Here is a 15108-nt window from a genome sequence, read left to right as displayed (position 1 = left end):
CGAGGCAGTTCCGCATGTAGAGCGAGGGCGCGTCGCAGTGGAAACTCAGTTCCACACCCCTGCGGACCGAGCGCGGAGTATCTCCAGCGCGATGCGCCGGCACTCGTGGGGCCGCTCCATGATGTCCTGGTAGGAGAACCGCACCGTCAGCACTCCGTCAGTGGCCAAGTGCGCATCCCGCCGAATGTCGCGAAGGCGGTCGGCCGTAGAGCCGTGATGCGCCGCGCTGTCGATCTCGAACGCAGTGCGCGTGACGGGGTCGTACAAGTCAATGCGGTACGTCCAGCCCTCCAGGAAGTAGTCGTGTTGCGGCAGGAGGTTCGCGAATTCACGTGTGTTGAACACGGCCCGCAGTGCGCGCTCCTCAAGAAAGCTCTCAGCGCCCGCCCGAGCGCTCGCGACCAACTGCTCGAGGCGGCGGCGCTCTGGAACGCGAGCGGTGCGCAGCAGGGCATCGCTCAGCTGTTCGGGGCTGACGAGGCCCCGCTGGACTGCACGGTAGACGGTCGCGCTTCGATCGCGAGGGTGAATGTGCGAGAAGCCCCTCACAATTGCGTCGGCTGGAGTCGACACTACGAGACGCCCGACAACGGCGGAGCGCCCGGGGTCCCTCACACGAGTGACACTCAGCCAATCTGGGGCATCCTTCCGCTGTTGCTGCGGGACGAGAACGTGGACCTTCGCTGGCGGTTTCGTCAGCAGGCCCCACACCCACATCGCTGACGTCCCAGCGATGACGGAACCTTCCTGTGCCCAGAGCAACGCGGCATCAGCGCGCGCGGTGAACGCGCACGCGTGGGTTGCGTGTGCGTAGACGCACGGCAGGACGCGGGAGAGCCACCCCGAGCTGACTGCGCGGCTCACCGCGGCCTTGCTTGAGACGGAGAGCAACTCGGCGTAGGGAAACGCCCGAGTCTGGTCCGCTACGAGTTGTCTGAGTGCGTCACTTTGAACCATCTGACTGGTCTATAGGCACCGTCCTCGGCGTGTGCCGATCATTCCGCGCAGCAGTGGAGAACCTTCAGGTGACGGCGAGTTGGGGACGCGGGATCCATGACAGGAACTCACGGTCCACTCGGAAGCACCCACGCCCAGAACCCGGAACTAGCGCTCCACCTCGCCGGAACGGGGAGGGGGCGGGGGAGGGGACGGGGGAGGGGAGAGGGGGGGGCGCTAGGCGTTCCCCAGGACCGCAGACACAGCCGCGGTCTCCGCGCCCTCTACGCCAACGAGGTCCAGCGACTCCACGCGACCGGCGGCCATGAGGTCGCCGCGCGCAGAAGTGACAAGCGCGAGCGAGTCCGCAGGCACCTCGAGCGTCACGGACTCGATCACCGTGCGCTGAGACACCTTCGCCTCGGACTTGAGTTTGCGCAGGGCCGCAAGCGCGGCACCAGCGGCCGCGAGCGTGTCAGCTCCGGAACCCGGCACCCCCTCCGGCCACGTGGACCGGTGCACCGAACCCTCGCGGTACCAGGACCATACCTCCTCGGTCGCGAACGGCAGCACCGGCGCGAACAGCCCAAGGAACGCGTCCAAAGCAAGCACCAGCGCGGCACGGGCCGACGCCGCCCCAGCTGAGCACGGAGCGAACGGATCGATCGCCTCACCTGGGGCGGCGCCGTCGTACGCGCGGTGCTTGACGAGTTCCACGTAGTCGTCGCAGAAGGTCCAGAACAGCGTCTCCGTCACCTCGAGCGCGCGCGTGTGGTCGTAGGCCTCAAACGCCGCCGTAGCAGCGGCGACGGCCGAACCCAGAGCGCCAAGCATCGCGAGATCGAGCGGCTCCGTCACCTCCTGGCGGCGCACATGCTCGGCCGCAACAACGGCGTCGTCAAGCGTCGTGGCCGTGGCCACACCCGTGGCGCCGAGCACGAACTTGGATGCATTGAGCACCTTCATCGCGAGCCGGCGGCCCACCTTCATCTGGCCCTCGTCGAACGCGGCATCCGTGCCAAGGCGAGCGGAGCACGCCCAGTACCGCACAGCGTCGGAGCCGTGCGTCTCGAGCAGCCCCATGGGTGTCACCACGTTGCCCTTGGACTTCGACATCTTCTTGCGGTCGGGGTCCAGAATCCAGCCGGAGATCGCGGCGTGCTTCCACGGCAGCACACCATGCTCGAGGTGCGAGCGCACCACCGTGGAGAACAGCCACGTGCGGATGATGTCCTGACCCTGCGGGCGCAGGTCCATGGGGAAGGTCCGCGCAAACAGGTCCGGGTCGCCGCGCCAGCCGCAGACGATCTGCGGCGTCAGCGACGAGGTGGCCCATGTGTCCATCACGTCGGGGTCGCCGATGAAGCCGCCGGGCACTCCGCGCTGCGCCTCGCTGTACCCAACGGGCGCGTCGGCCGAAGGGTCAACTGGGAGCGCGTCCTCGGAAGGCACGATCGGCTCGTCATACACCGGCTCGCCGGAGGCGTCCAAGGGGAACCACACGGGCACCGGCACGCCGAAGAAGCGCTGCCGCGAGATCAGCCAGTCGCCCGTGAGGCCGCCCACCCAGTTCTCGTAGCGCTTTCCCATGTGCGAGGGGATGAAGTCCAGCGCCTCGCCCCGCTCCAGCAGCTCGGAACGCAGCGACGCGTCTCGCCCGCCGTTGGAGATGTACCACTGGCGCGAGGTCACGATCTCGAGCGGCCTGTCGCCCTTCTCAAAGAACTTCACGGGATGCGTCACGGCCCGCGGCTCGCCCACCAGGTCCCCGGAGGCGCGTAGCATCTCCACGACCTTCTGCTGGGCGGAAAACACGGTCATACCAGCGATTTCGCCGTACGCTTCCAGCCCGGCCGGCGTAGAGATGCCCGACGGCGCTTCCGCCAGCAGGCGCCCATCTCGCCCAAGCACGGCCTGGGTGGGCAACTGCAGCTCGCGCCACCAGACAACGTCGGTGACGTCGCCGAAGGTGCAGATCATCGCGATGCCCGATCCCTTGTCGGGGAACGCGAGCGGGTGCGCGAGAACGGGAACGGACACCCCAAACAAGGGGGTGACAACGGACGTCCCAAACAACTCCTGATACCGCGGGTCGTCCGGGTGAGCCACGAGCGCAACGCACGCAGGCAAGAGCTCCGGACGGGTGGTCTCGATGAAAACCGGGCCACCGCCGTCGGCCCGTTCAAAGCCAACCCGGTGGTAGGCGCCGGGGCGCTCGCGGTCCTCAAGCTCCGCCTGGGCAACGGCCGTGCGGAAGGTGACGTCCCACAGCGTTGGCGCCTCCGCCTGGTACGCCTCTCCGCGCGCAAGGTTGCGCAGGAACGCCTGTTGGGCCACCGCGATGGATGCCGGCGACACCGTCTGGTACGTCAGCGACCAGTCGACGGACAGGCCGATGTGGCTCCACAGCACGCCGAACTGCTTCTCGTCCTCCTCGGTGAGCCGCTCGCACAGCTCCACGAAGTTGCGGCGCGAGATCGGCACCTGATCCGCCACGCGCACGTCCCGATCCGTCCCCGCGAACGGCGGCTCGAAGGCGGGGTCGTAGGGCAGCGACGGGTCGCAGCGCACGCCAAAGTAGTTCTGCACGCGGCGCTCGGTCGGCAGTCCGTTGTCGTCCCAGCCCATGGGGTAGAAGACCTCGAACCCGCGCATGCGCTTGAAGCGCGCGAGCGCGTCCGTGTGCGTATAGGAGAACACGTGGCCCACATGCAGCGAGCCGCTCACGGTGGGCGGCGGCGTGTCGATCGAGAAGATCTCCTTGCGAGACTTGCTGCGGTCAAAACGGTAGGTGCCCTCCGCGTCCCATACGCCCAGCCAGCGGTCCTCGAGTCCGTCGACGGTCGCCTTGTCCGGGATGCGTGAAGTCATGGCGGATATTCTCTCAGAACTTGGCACCGGCCCGACGCTCGCTCCAGTAGGCGAAAAACCTCCGCGAGCGCGGAATTGGCTGGGCACCCGGCGGCGTTGTCAGTGCGAGCGCATAGGTTTGCGTTGCTGCCATCGTCGGCACATTCCCCCTACCTTTCCCCCGGAGGCCCCCTGTGTCCACGCCCGCTTCCCTGACCGTCGATTCGAACCGTTGGCGCATGCTCGCGGTCATCGCGGTGGCGCAGCTCATGATCGTTCTTGACGGTTCCATCGTGAACGTCGCGCTTCCGCATATGCAGACGGCGCTCGGCATCTCCGACGCCAACCTGCAATGGGTGGTCACCGCCTACATCCTCACGTTCGGCTCGCTGCTGCTGCTCGGTGGCCGCATCGCCGACTACTGGGGCCGCAAGCGCGCGTTCATCACGGGCTTGATCGGGTTCGCCGCCGCGTCCGCTCTCGGCGGCTTCGCGCCCTCTCAGGAGTACCTGTTTGCCGCTCGCGGGCTGCAGGGCATCTTCGCGGCGCTGCTCGCGCCGGCCGCGCTGTCGCTGGTAACCGTCGCCTTCACCGAGCCAAAGGAGCGCGCGAAGGCGTTCGGCGTGTTCGGCGCGCTCTCCGGTGCCGGCGCGGCCATCGGCCTCATCCTCGGCGGCATCCTCACGGACAGCCTCGGCTGGGAGTGGGTGATGTGGGTCAACGTCCCCATCGCCGCGATCACGGCGGTGTTCGCCACGGTGATCGTGCACGAGTCCAAGGCGGGCGGTCACCCGCACTTCGACATCCCCGGCGCGCTGCTCGGCACGTTTGGGCTGCTCGCGCTCGTCTATGGGTTCACGCGCGTTGCGCAGGAGCAGCACGGCTGGGCGGACCCGGGAGTCATCGCGCTGCTCGCCACGGCCGCGATCTTGCTCGTGGGCTTCGTGTTCATGGAGCGCCGCAGCCCCAACCCGTTGCTGCCGCTGCGCATCCCTGGCGACCGCGTTCGCGGTGGCTCGTACCTGACGTTCCTCGTCGTCGGCGCCGGACTCACGGCGATGTTCCTGTTCCTCGGCCTGTACCTGCAGATCGTGCTCGGCTACTCCGCCCTGAAGTCCGGCGTTCACTTCCTGCCGTTCTCCATCATGATCATCCTCACGGCGGGAGTCGTGGCCCGAGTGCTGCCCAAGGTGGGCCCGCGCCCCCTGATGGTCAGCGGACTGCTCGTCGCGGCCGTCGGCATGCTCCTGCTGTTGCGCACCACCCCGGAGGACAACTACTGGACGCACGTGTTCCCCTCGATGATCATCATTCCGCTGGGCATGGCGTTCGTGTTCATCCCCACGTCGTCCACCGCGCTGATCGGCGTGGAGGCGCGCGACGCGGGCGTTGCCTCTGCGCTGCTCAATACGTCCCAGCAGGTGGGTGGCTCCGTTGGTCTCGCGCTGCTCAGCACGCTGGCTCTCACGGCGCGGCACGCGTCCATGGTGGAACTCGGCGAGCCCCTCGACGGTCCGCCGTCGGCGACGTCGCTCGTCGCGGGCTACCACGTTGGGTACTTCTGGGGCGCGGTGCTGCTGGCACTTGGTGCGGTCATCGCGTTCGCCTTGGTCCGCGTGAAGAAGCACGAGTTCCACGCGCCCGCGCCGGAAGACGAGGCGCCCGCGCTCGCGATCTAGCATTTCGCCGCGCGCTCGCGGCGGCGGGGCACTACCGTTCGAATCATGGTCCGATTCCTGATTCGGTTGGTTATCAACCTCGCCGTCGCGATGCTGGCTCTGTGGCTGACGTCGCTCATCCTTGACGACTTCAACGTCACCTTCGAGGGACTCATCATCGCCGCAGCAATCTTCGCGGTGCTGCAGGCGATCCTGGCCCCGTTCATCTTCAACATGGCGCGCAAGTACGCGAGCTTCCTGCTCGGCGGCATCGGGCTCGTCTCGACGTTCCTTGCGCTGTGGATCACCACCCTCGTCACCGACGGGCTGTCGATCTCCGGGATCACGGCGTGGATTGTCGGCACGCTCATCGTCTGGCTGATCTCTGCGCTCGGCGGATGGGCGCTTGGCCTGATCTTCCTCAAGAAGCGAGCAGAAGACCGCAGCTAGAAGGCGCGTGAACGGCCCGACGCCAGGGCAGGGAATTTGGTGACAGTCACCTTGCGTAATTGGTAGGCTGGCTGCCATGACCGTGACCGACGTTGACACCGGCCTTGCCGCGCGCCTGCGCGAAGCCACCACGCCAGAGCACCGCGACACCGAGTCCCGCGGGTTCATCACTCGCCTGATGGGCGGGGAGCTGAACCTCGCCGCGTATACCGATTACCTGGCGCAATACGCCTACGTGTACGAGGCACTCGAGGCGCGCGAGCCGCTCCCGACCGACCCCGCCTTCGTCACCGATCCCGGACTCGCACGCATGGCGTCGATCGAGAGCGACCTCGCGAACCTGGGGGCCGGGGACTACCGCATCACCCGCCCCGCACTGCCCGCGACCGCGGAGTACGTGGCTCACCTCGCCTCGCTCGATCGCAGCGACCTGCCGCGCTACGTGGCCCACCACTACACGCGGTACCTGGGTGACCTCAGCGGTGGCCAGGCCATCGCGAAGCTCGTCGCGCGCCACTACGGCGCCACCGCAGATCAGCTGGCCTTCTACCGCTTCGAGACCATCGACAGCCCCGTGCGCTTCAAGCGCGCTTACCGCGAGGGCCTCGACGCTCTCGGCTTCGACGAGACCGAAGCCCAGGTGCTGTTCGCCGAGGCCAAGCGCGCATTCGTCTTCAACGGCGCGATCTTCGAGGCACTCGGGGCCTCGACCGCTCAGTGAGGCGTCTGGCAGCGCTTTCGCTTCTTGCGGCGCTGACGCTCAGCGCCTGCGGGGTGCAGATGACCCCGGCGAGCCGCGAACCCGGTGGGGTGGCGGCGCCTTCGGAGACCGCGCAGTCGGTCACGCCCCTCGACCAACTGGACGTGCTCGCGGATCCGGCCACCTACCAGGGGTCTTCGACCGCAACGCTGCACATCGAGGGGCTCGCCGCACCGGCGTCGGCCCCCTCCCAGGCGCTGCCGGTGACGGTCACGAGCCACGACCGCTCTGGCGACCGGCAGGTCACCGTGACCGACGCGAGCCGCGTGGTCGCGATCGACATCGCCGGTTCGATCGCGGACACGATCTGGGCGCTTGGGCTGTCGGACGCGCTGGTGGGCCACGACGTGGCGGCGAGCTACCCGGGCAGCGAGCTCACGCCCGTCATCACCGGCAACGGGCACTCGGTCAACGCCGAGTCGGTGCTCGAGCTCAAGCCGACCCTCGTGATCACTGATGGCAGCGTCGGCCCTACGAGCGCCATCGACCAGCTGCGAGACGCCGGCGTGACCGTTGTCTACGTGGAGAACGTCTCGAGCTTCGACGGCGCGGCGCAGCTCGCGCGCGACGTCTCGCAGGTGCTTGGCGCGCCCGACGCTGGGGAGACGGTGGCGGCCTCGCTCGCCAAGCAGGTGGACGAGGTTCGCGCGCAGGTCGCGGCGATCGCGCCCGCGAAGCCGCTGCGCATGGTGTTCCTGTATCTGCGCGGCAGCGCGAGCGTGTATTACGTGTTCGGCGAGGAGTCAGGGGCAGATCAGCTCATCGAGGCGCTCGGCGGGCTGGACGCCGCCGGTGAGGCCGGAATCAAGGGTTCGCAGCCGCTCACGGACGAGGCGATGCTCTCGACCGACCCAGACGTCATCCTCGTGATGACCGACGGCCTCTCGAGCGTTGGCGGCGTCGACGGCCTGCTTGCGGACTTCCCGGCCATCGCGCTCACGACCGCGGGCGAGAACCGCCGGGTGGTGGACATGGCCGACACCCAGATTCTCTCGTTCGGCCCGCGCTCGGCGGCGGTGATCGACGGCCTCGCGCGGGCGATCTACGCGCCGGGATCTTGATGGCTGGACGCGGGCGCCGCTTCGCGTGGACGATCGCCGTGCTCGGCCTCTTGCTGGTGGTCGGTGTGGTCGTGTCCGCGGCGATCGGCCAATTCCCCGTGGCCGTGACCGAGGTGATCGGCTCCGTGCTGAATCGACTCGGCCTGCACACGAGCTGGGCGCCGGTCGAGGAGCTGACGAACCAGGCCCTGTGGCAGATCCGCTTCCCGCGCATCGCGATGGCCGTGCTCGTTGGTGCCACCCTGGCGGTCGCCGGCTGTGTGATGCAGGCGATCTTCGGCAACCCGCTTGCCGAGCCGGGAGTGGTGGGAGTCTCAAGCGGAGCCGCCCTCGGCGCCGCCCTCGCGATCGTGACCGGCGTGACGCTCGCGGGCGCCGCCGGGGTCGCGCTCTTCGCGTTCGTGGGCGGCGTCGCCGCCACGCTGCTCGTGTACGCGACGGCCAGGGCCAACGGCCGCACCGAGGTCGTGACGCTGCTGCTCACCGGCATCGCGATCAACGCGTTCGCGGGAGCCGGGCTCGCGCTCATGATCTTCATGGCGGACACCGCCAGCCGGGAGCAGATCATCTTCTGGCAGCTCGGCTCGCTCAACGGCACCAGATGGAGTGAGGTGACCGTGGTCGCGGTCCTTGGTGTCGCGGGCGCCGCGGTCGCCTTCGCGAACGGCCGACGCTACGACCTCCTCGCGCTCGGTGAGCGCACGGCCTCGCACCTCGGGGTGCGCGTGGAGCGACTGCGGATCCTGTCGATCGTCGTCGTCGCGGTACTCACCGGCGCGGCCGTGGCCTACGTGGGCATCATCGCGTTCGTGGGACTCGTGGTGCCGCACGCGCTGCGCATGGTCATGGGTCCGGGCCACCGCGCCCTGCTTCCCGCGAGCGCGCTCGGCGGCGCCGTGCTGCTCGTCTTCGCGGACGTCATCGCCCGCACCGCGGTCGCGGGCGCCGAACTCCCCATCGGCCTGATCACCTCGCTCATCGGCGGGCCGTTCTTCTTCGTCTTGCTGCGCCGCGCGCGCTCGAGCCAAGGCGGCTGGGCGTGACCAACGAGACCACGGCCCCAGCCCTCGCCGCGCGCGGGGCCAGCTTCAGCGTCGGGCAGGCGAAGCTCGTCGACGACGTCACGCTCGAGGTGCGCCACGGCGAACTGGTTGCGCTGGTGGGCCCAAACGGCGCCGGCAAGTCCACGCTGCTGAGCCTGTTGACGGGCGAGCGCGAGCCCTCAGAGGGCGCCACCGAGCTCGAGGGACTGCCGCTTGCGCACTGGCCGCACCGGGAGCTTGCACGGCGCCGCGCGGTTCTCACCCAGGACAATCATGTGGCCTTCACGTTCCGCGTGAGCGACGTCGTTGAGATGGGCCGCGCGCCCTGGCGGGGCACCGAGTCGGACGCCGAGGACGAGCAGGCGATCGCGGATGCCATGGTGCGCTCCGACGTGACGCACCTGGCAGACCGCGTGTTCAGTTCGCTCAGCGGGGGAGAGCGCGCTCGGGCTTCGCTCGCGCGCGTGCTCGCACAGCGGGCGAGCATCGTGCTTCTTGACGAGCCCACGGCCGCCCTGGATCTGCGTCACCAGGAGGATGTCCTTGGCCTCGCGCGGGAGCTCTCGAGGGGCGGTGCTGCCGTCGTCGTGGTCGTTCACGACCTGTCGCTCGCGGCGGCGTATGCGGACCGGGTGGCGGTGATGGACCGCGGCCGCCTGGTCGCCGTGGGGGCGCCGCGGGAGGTGCTGACCGCGGAGCTCGTCTCACGCGTATACGCGGCTCCCGTGCGGATCCTCGACGACCCCGTCACGGGCAACCCGATCATCGTCCCCGAGCGGTCCTAAGGCCCCAGAGACAGCGAAGGCGGGCCGACTCGCGTCGACCCGCCTCGCTTGACGTGCTTCCCTACGCCATCGTGTCCCTTCTCCGGCGAGCGAGCACGATGGTCACGGCAATGGCCGCGACCACGATTGCGGTGAGAGCCCACCAGACCCACGAGGAGCCGCTGCTGGGCTGCGCGACGCCTCCCGCTTCGGCGGGGCCGGCAGACGGCTCAGGGGCGGCCGACGCTGTTGGCTGCTCCGTGGGAGCCGCACCGGCGGCTAGGCAGCCGTCCGAACCCGTGGCCGTGAGCGTCACGGGATCGAGCTGCTCGCCGGAGGGGTAGGTCCCGAAGGCCGCGGACCCTTCGTCCGTGAGCGTGGCGGGGACGTCGGTGAACGTGACGGTGTCGCCGTCGATCGTGGGAGTGACGCCCGCCAGATCGAGCGCGGCGAAGCGTACGCCGGTCGCGGAGACGGACTTGCCGTCCTGGGTGACGCCGGAGACGTTGAGCACCAGGTAGGCGCCGTCGGCGTTGAGCTCCACGACCGGGTTGGCGATCGTGGTGTCGAGAGCGCCGTCGTGGCCGGTGAACTCGACAGAGCCGTTGAACGTCACGGAGCCGACGCCCGTTGCCGGGTCAACCGCCCCCGCGCCCGCGGACCACGTGAAGACGCCGGCGTTGTCCTCAACACCGTCCACGGTCCACGTGCCGTTCGCGATGGTCGAGTCGATGTAGGCGAGGAAGGACTCCTTGAAGCCCCACGTCAGCGAAGCCGGGTCCACGAGACACATGCCCTCGATGGACGAGCGCTCCGGAAGGGTGAGGACGATGCCCTTAGCGATGTCGCCGCTCATGAACACGAGCGTGTGCTGCCCGCTCAGCGACGCGGGAAGGGAACCGGTCCACGAGGCGGCGCCAGTAGCGTCGGCCGTCACCGTTCCGAGCACCGTTGGCGTGGAGTAGATGACCACGGTCACCTTGGAGCCGGGAGTGAAGCCGTCGACCGTGATGGTGACGGGCTCGCCGGCGAGCAGGCCCGCAAGGGCGTCATCGTCGAGTTCGATGCCGGTGGTGGCCGCGGGCTCGTCCGGGACGGTGACGGTGCCATCGTCGCTGGTATTCGCCGTGGCAACCACCTTGGTGCCGCCGCCCGACGCTGCGCCCGAGCCGGATCCGAAGGTCACCGTGACGGGGTCGAGCGAGCGACCGGCGGCGTAGTAGCCCTCGAACGCCACGGCGCCCGCGGCGGTGAGGGTGGCCGGCACGCCGGAGAAGCGGATCGCGCCATCGAGCGTCGTCTTGGCGCCACCCGCGAGGTTGAGGGTCGCGAACGTGACGCGCTTGCCGTTGACGGTGAGGTCGAGCGCCGCCGTGGTGCTCGACGTGAGCCGCACGGATGGCTGCGCGAACGTCAGGTCGAGCGCGCCGTGGTGGCCCGTGAAGCGGACCGAGCCGCCATAGGTCGCGGTGCCGGACCCCGTCGTGACGTTGACCGTGCCGGACTTCTGCACAAAGGTGAACGCGCCGCCGGAGTAGTTGGCGCCGGTCACCGAGATGGCGCCTTGCGCGATCGGGCCGGTGATGTAGTTGCGCCACGAGGAGTCGATGCCCCACGTGAGGCGGCCAATGACGGTGGTCGTATCCGGGGTGTTCGGCTCCGGGGTGACGGAGGGCACCGGTTCCGGGTCCACCGGCGGGTCCGTGTGCGTGAGCGTGAAGCCGCCGCCGAGCTCCGTGCTGCTCAGCACGGGGAACGAGAAGGTGACGGGGGCGAGCGAGGTGCCAGCCGGGTAGGTGAAGACGGCGGAGCCGGCTGCGGTGAGGGTCGCGGGCACGTCGGTGAACGTGACCACCCCGTCGGCGAGCGTGCCCGTGATGCCGTTGAGGTTCAGGGTCGCGACGGTGATGTCGCTGCCCCCGACCGTTGCGTTGAGCTGGCCGACCGTGGCGCCCGTCTGGCTCACGGAGGGTTCGATGAGTGTGACGTCGATGCCGTGGGCGCTCTTCAGCCACCTGACCGAGCCACCGAACTCGACCGCGGTGGAGGTCACCTCGGCGTTCGGGAAGCGCGTGAACGTGCCGTTGTCGGCCGCCCCCGCCGAGGCGGAGATGGTGCCGGCGGGCGGGACAACCGTGATGTAGCTGCGCCAGCTGGCGAGGAAGGCCCAGTCAAGCTGCCCGACGCTGGGCTCGGGGGTGGGCGTGACGCTCGGCTCCGGCGTGGTGGAGGGCTCGGGGGTCACGGAGGGCTCGGGGGTCGCCTCCACATTCCACGTCACGGGGGTGTACGTCTCGAAGGGCGCATAGATCGCGCCCGATCCGGCGTACGTATAGATGCCCCAGTTGCCGGTCTCATTGGTGACAGTTCCCTTGCCAACGGTGATCTGCGTGCTGAAGGAACCGTTCGCGTCGATCGCGACGTAGGGGTCGCCGCTTGTTGCGTCGGCCGCGCCGACGGCCCACTTCTGGACGGCGACCCTGCGCGTGGAGCTGGCCGCATTGTCGGACGGCTTCCAGGTGGCATCGAAGTTGCCAAGCACCACGTATGCGCCGGAGAACTTGCTGGCGAAAGGAGGCCGGGTGCCGTTGGTGGCGGTGCCGTTGGGCACGAAGTTCTTGCCGGTGATGGTGAGGACGTCGCCGTCCGCCAGGTCGGCGGTCTTCGAGACCGTGATCAGGGGCTTGAAGGTGACGGGGGTGAAGGTCTCGAAGCCAGAGTACGTGGCGCCGGAGCCGGAGTAGGTGTAGACGCCCCAGTTGCCGGACTCGTTGGTCACCGTGCCCTTGGACACGGTGAGCGTGGCGGTGAAGTTTCCGTTCGCGTCGATCGCGACGTAGGGGTCGCCGCTCGTTGCGTCGGCCGCGCCAACGGCCCACTTCTGGACGGCGACCCTGCGCGTGGAGCTGGCCGCGGCCGCGGACGGCTTCCAGCTGGCGTCGAAGTTGCCAAGCACCACGTATGCGCCGGCGAACTTGTTGGCGAGAGGAGGCCGGGTGCCGGTGGTGGCGGGGGCGTTGGGAAGGAAGTTCTGGCCAGTGAGCGTGATGACGTCGCCATCCACCAGGTCGGCGGTCTTCGAGACCGTGATCGTGGGGCCGGCCGGGGTCTCCGGCTCAGGGGTCACAGATGGCTCAGGCGTCACCGACGGCTCAGGGGTCACCGACGGCTCAGGGGTTACAGACGGCTCAGGCGTCACCGACGGCTCTGGCTCCGGAGCCGCGGGGACGGGGAAGGAGAAGGTGATGGGATCGGCGGTGCTTCCGGCCGCATAGTTGCCGCCGAACACTGCGGAGCCGGCCGCGGTCCACGTGGTGGTCGCGTTCGAGAAGGTGAGGAGGCCGTCGGACACCGAGGGGGCGCCAAGCGCGATGGTGACGATCTGCTGCCGGGAGCCGCCGGACTCTGCGGTGAGCACCGCGGACGTGGGGCCGGTGATGGTGACCTGCGGGTTGGCAAGGGTGATGTCGATGCCGTGCAGCGGGTAGAGGAAGTTCAAGGCGCCGCCGTAGGACGCCGTGCCGGCGTACGTCGAGTCAATGGTCGACGCGGTGGCGGGGAAGGTGGTTGCCGTGCCGTTGTCGCTGGCGCCGCCCGTGGCCGTCACCGTTCCGCCTGCTCCGGTCACGTAGGCGCGGAAACTCGCTTTGACTCCCCACGAGAGCGAGCCCTCCGTGGCCGCACGGGCCGGGAAGGCGACCATGACGGTAGAGACGATCAGGACGATGAGTGCGAGCGCAGTAGCCGCGCGAGGGCGCGACAGGGCAAGGCGCGAGGCCACGAAAGGACTCCCTAGGGTGGTGTGGAACGGGCGCTTACGAGGCGCGATGCCCGCAGCAGTGAAGTACTGAGGGTAACCCTAACCAAGAGAGGAAATTAACGCAACATCATGCTTGCGTTATTGATTCTCCGCCCGGCGTGACCGCGTCGATCATGATGTCTGCGACCTCGTGGACCCCGAGAATGACGCGGTTGGCGCCATGGGCGGTGAGGTATTCGACGTCCGAATCCCGCAGCCCGCGGGCGAGCACCAGGATGTTGGGGTTGAGCCCCTTGGCGGTGTCGATGATCGCGCCCGCGTTGAGCGGATCGGGGATCGCCAAGATCAGCGCCTCCGCGGACTCGACGCCGGCGGCGCGCTGCACGGCCTGGCGGACCGCGTTGCCGAGCACGGCGTCGTGGCCCTCGCTGCGGATCTTCTGGATGCGCGTCTCGTCGTCGTCGATCACCGTGATGTCGACCTCGGAATCCCACAGGCCCGCGGCCACGCGGGCCCCTACCCGGCCGTACCCAACGACAACGACGCTGGCAACCCCGGCCTCGCCAACGCCGGGCCCGTGCGATGCCCGGTACGCGCGCGATGCCCACGCGAACAGCGCAGGGTTCATGACGATCGAGATGATCGCGCCTGCGAGAACGAGCGACTGCGCCTCCTGATCCAGGATGTGCAGGTCTTCGCCCATGGTGAGGAGAATGAAGGAGAACTCGCCGATCTGCGCGAGCGCGGCTGCGATCACCAGCGCCATGGAGCGCGCGTACCGCAGGGCGCGGACCAGCACGTAGGCCACCACGGACTTGCCCACAACGATCACCAGCACCGTGGCCACCACGGCGAGGGGGCGCTCGATGAGGATGTGCCAGTCGAAGAGCATGCCGACCGAGACGAAGAAGAGCACCGCGAACGCGTCGCGCATGGGCAGCGAATCGTTTGCCGCGCGGTGGGCGAGCTCCGATTCCTTCAGGATCATCCCCGCGAAGAACGCGCCCAGGGCGAAGCTGACGTCAAACAGATAGGCGGCGCCCACGGCAACGCCGATGCCGAGGGCGAGCACGCCGAGCGTGAAGAGCTCCCGTGATCCGGTAGCGGCCACCTTGGCCAGCATCCACGGGACCACGCGGCGACCGACGATGATCATGAGCGCCACGAACGCGGACACCTTGACGAGCGTCCACAGGAGCTCGCGGCCAAGTGACGTCGAACCACCCCCGTCCGCGGCGATCACGGGAATGGCGACCAGCGCGATGACCATCGCGAGGTCCTCGACGATGAGCCAGCCGATAGCGATGTGGCCACCGCGGGTGTCCAGCAGCTGGCGATCCTCGAGGGCCCGTAGCAGCACCACGGTGGACGCGGTGGAGAGCGTGAGGCCAAAGAGCAGCGAAGCTCCCACGTTCCAGCCCAGCATCAGGCCCAGCCCGGTGCCTAGCACGGTCGCGACCGCGATCTGCGCTATCGCGCCTGGTATTGCAACCTTCTTGACGGCGAGGAGGTCCTTGATGGAGAAGTGCAGACCCACCCCGAACATCAGCAGGATCACGCCGATCTCCGCGAGCTGGGATGCGATCTCGCCGTCCGCGACGTAGCCGGCGGTATACGGGCCCACCACGACTCCGGCCACGAGATAGCCGACGATAGGCGAGAGATTGAGCTTCTGCGCTCCGAAGCCGAGGGCGAAGGCCAGTACCAGGCCCACCGCGATGGTCATCAGCAGGGGAGCATGGTGCAACATCTGTCGATTCTAGCGGGGCGCGAGGGGCGCTGAGGTCCTGCGATCCGCTGCGCGGCCGCAGGATGTCGGGTGAGTG

General features: G+C 68.7%; 10 protein-coding genes. 6 read left to right on the top strand and 4 right to left on the bottom strand.

Annotated features, from left to right (window positions below; translation table 11 throughout):
* Nucleotides 1-45 precede the first annotated feature (45 nt).
* Both NVV57_01710 and valS read right to left on the bottom strand, forming a co-directional pair.
* Nucleotides 46-573: a hypothetical protein gene (locus tag NVV57_01710; GenBank protein MCR6711472.1), complete on the bottom strand. Its 528-nt coding sequence runs from the start codon at nucleotides 571-573 to the stop codon at nucleotides 46-48.
* Between the two features lie 600 nt (nucleotides 574-1173).
* Nucleotides 1174-3807: a valine--tRNA ligase gene (gene valS, locus NVV57_01705; GenBank protein MCR6711471.1), complete on the bottom strand. Its 2634-nt coding sequence runs from the start codon at nucleotides 3805-3807 to the stop codon at nucleotides 1174-1176.
* Between the two features lie 218 nt (nucleotides 3808-4025).
* Here valS and NVV57_01700 point away from each other — a divergent pair, with 218 nt between their 5' ends.
* The 6 genes from NVV57_01700 to NVV57_01675 all read left to right on the top strand — a co-directional run bounded on the left by NVV57_01700 (nucleotide 4026) and on the right by NVV57_01675 (nucleotide 9543).
* On the top strand, nucleotides 4026-5465 hold the full coding sequence (locus NVV57_01700; GenBank protein ID MCR6711470.1) for an MFS transporter: 1440 nt from the start codon (nucleotides 4026-4028) through the stop codon (nucleotides 5463-5465).
* Nucleotides 5466-5510: 45 nt separating this feature from the next.
* Complete coding sequence (locus NVV57_01695) at nucleotides 5511-5894, top strand: phage holin family protein (protein ID MCR6711469.1); 384 nt, start codon at nucleotides 5511-5513, stop codon at nucleotides 5892-5894.
* A 76-nt stretch (nucleotides 5895-5970) separates the two neighbouring features.
* Complete coding sequence (locus NVV57_01690) at nucleotides 5971-6615, top strand: biliverdin-producing heme oxygenase (protein MCR6711468.1); 645 nt, start codon at nucleotides 5971-5973, stop codon at nucleotides 6613-6615.
* Nucleotides 6612-7715, top strand: coding sequence for an ABC transporter substrate-binding protein (locus NVV57_01685; GenBank protein MCR6711467.1), 1104 nt, complete (start codon nucleotides 6612-6614; stop codon nucleotides 7713-7715). Before NVV57_01690 ends, NVV57_01685 begins: the two co-directional genes overlap by 4 nt.
* On the top strand, nucleotides 7715-8758 hold the full coding sequence (locus NVV57_01680; protein MCR6711466.1) for an iron ABC transporter permease: 1044 nt from the start codon (nucleotides 7715-7717) through the stop codon (nucleotides 8756-8758). Before NVV57_01685 ends, NVV57_01680 begins: the two co-directional genes overlap by 1 nt.
* Entirely contained in the window at nucleotides 8755-9543 is a 789-nt protein-coding gene (locus NVV57_01675; protein MCR6711465.1) for a heme ABC transporter ATP-binding protein, read from the top strand. The genes NVV57_01680 and NVV57_01675 overlap by 4 nt, the downstream gene beginning before the upstream one ends.
* 61 nt (nucleotides 9544-9604) lie before the next feature.
* On the opposite strand, the gene NVV57_01670 is transcribed toward NVV57_01675, so the two are convergent.
* A complete protein-coding gene (locus NVV57_01670; protein MCR6711464.1) occupies nucleotides 9605-13303 on the bottom strand; it encodes an HtaA domain-containing protein in 3699 nt (1232 codons plus the stop codon).
* A gap of 106 nt (nucleotides 13304-13409) precedes the next feature.
* Nucleotides 13410-15032, bottom strand: coding sequence for a cation:proton antiporter (locus NVV57_01665; GenBank protein MCR6711463.1), 1623 nt, complete (start codon nucleotides 15030-15032; stop codon nucleotides 13410-13412).
* Nucleotides 15033-15108 lie beyond the last annotated feature (76 nt).

This window comes from Demequina sp. (genome assembly GCA_024707205.1).
GTDB lineage: Bacteria > Actinomycetota > Actinomycetes > Actinomycetales > Demequinaceae > Demequina.
Note: the sequence above shows the minus strand (reverse complement) of the source record. Positions and strands in the feature narration are given on the sequence as shown.

Bases quoted from the DNA above. Each gene is read 5' to 3' on its own strand.
- NVV57_01690 (MCR6711468.1), top strand. From the start codon at position 5,971: ATGACCGTGACCGACGTTGACACCGGCCTTGCCGCGCGCCTGCGCGAA.
- NVV57_01665 (MCR6711463.1), bottom strand. From the start codon at position 15,032: ATGTTGCACCATGCTCCCCTGCTGATGACCATCGCGGTGGGCCTGGTA.
- NVV57_01695 (MCR6711469.1), top strand. From the start codon at position 5,511: ATGGTCCGATTCCTGATTCGGTTGGTTATCAACCTCGCCGTCGCGATG.
- NVV57_01680 (MCR6711466.1), top strand. From the start codon at position 7,715: ATGGCTGGACGCGGGCGCCGCTTCGCGTGGACGATCGCCGTGCTCGGC.
- valS (MCR6711471.1), bottom strand. From the start codon at position 3,807: ATGACTTCACGCATCCCGGACAAGGCGACCGTCGACGGACTCGAGGAC.
- NVV57_01700 (MCR6711470.1), top strand. From the start codon at position 4,026: ATGCTCGCGGTCATCGCGGTGGCGCAGCTCATGATCGTTCTTGACGGT.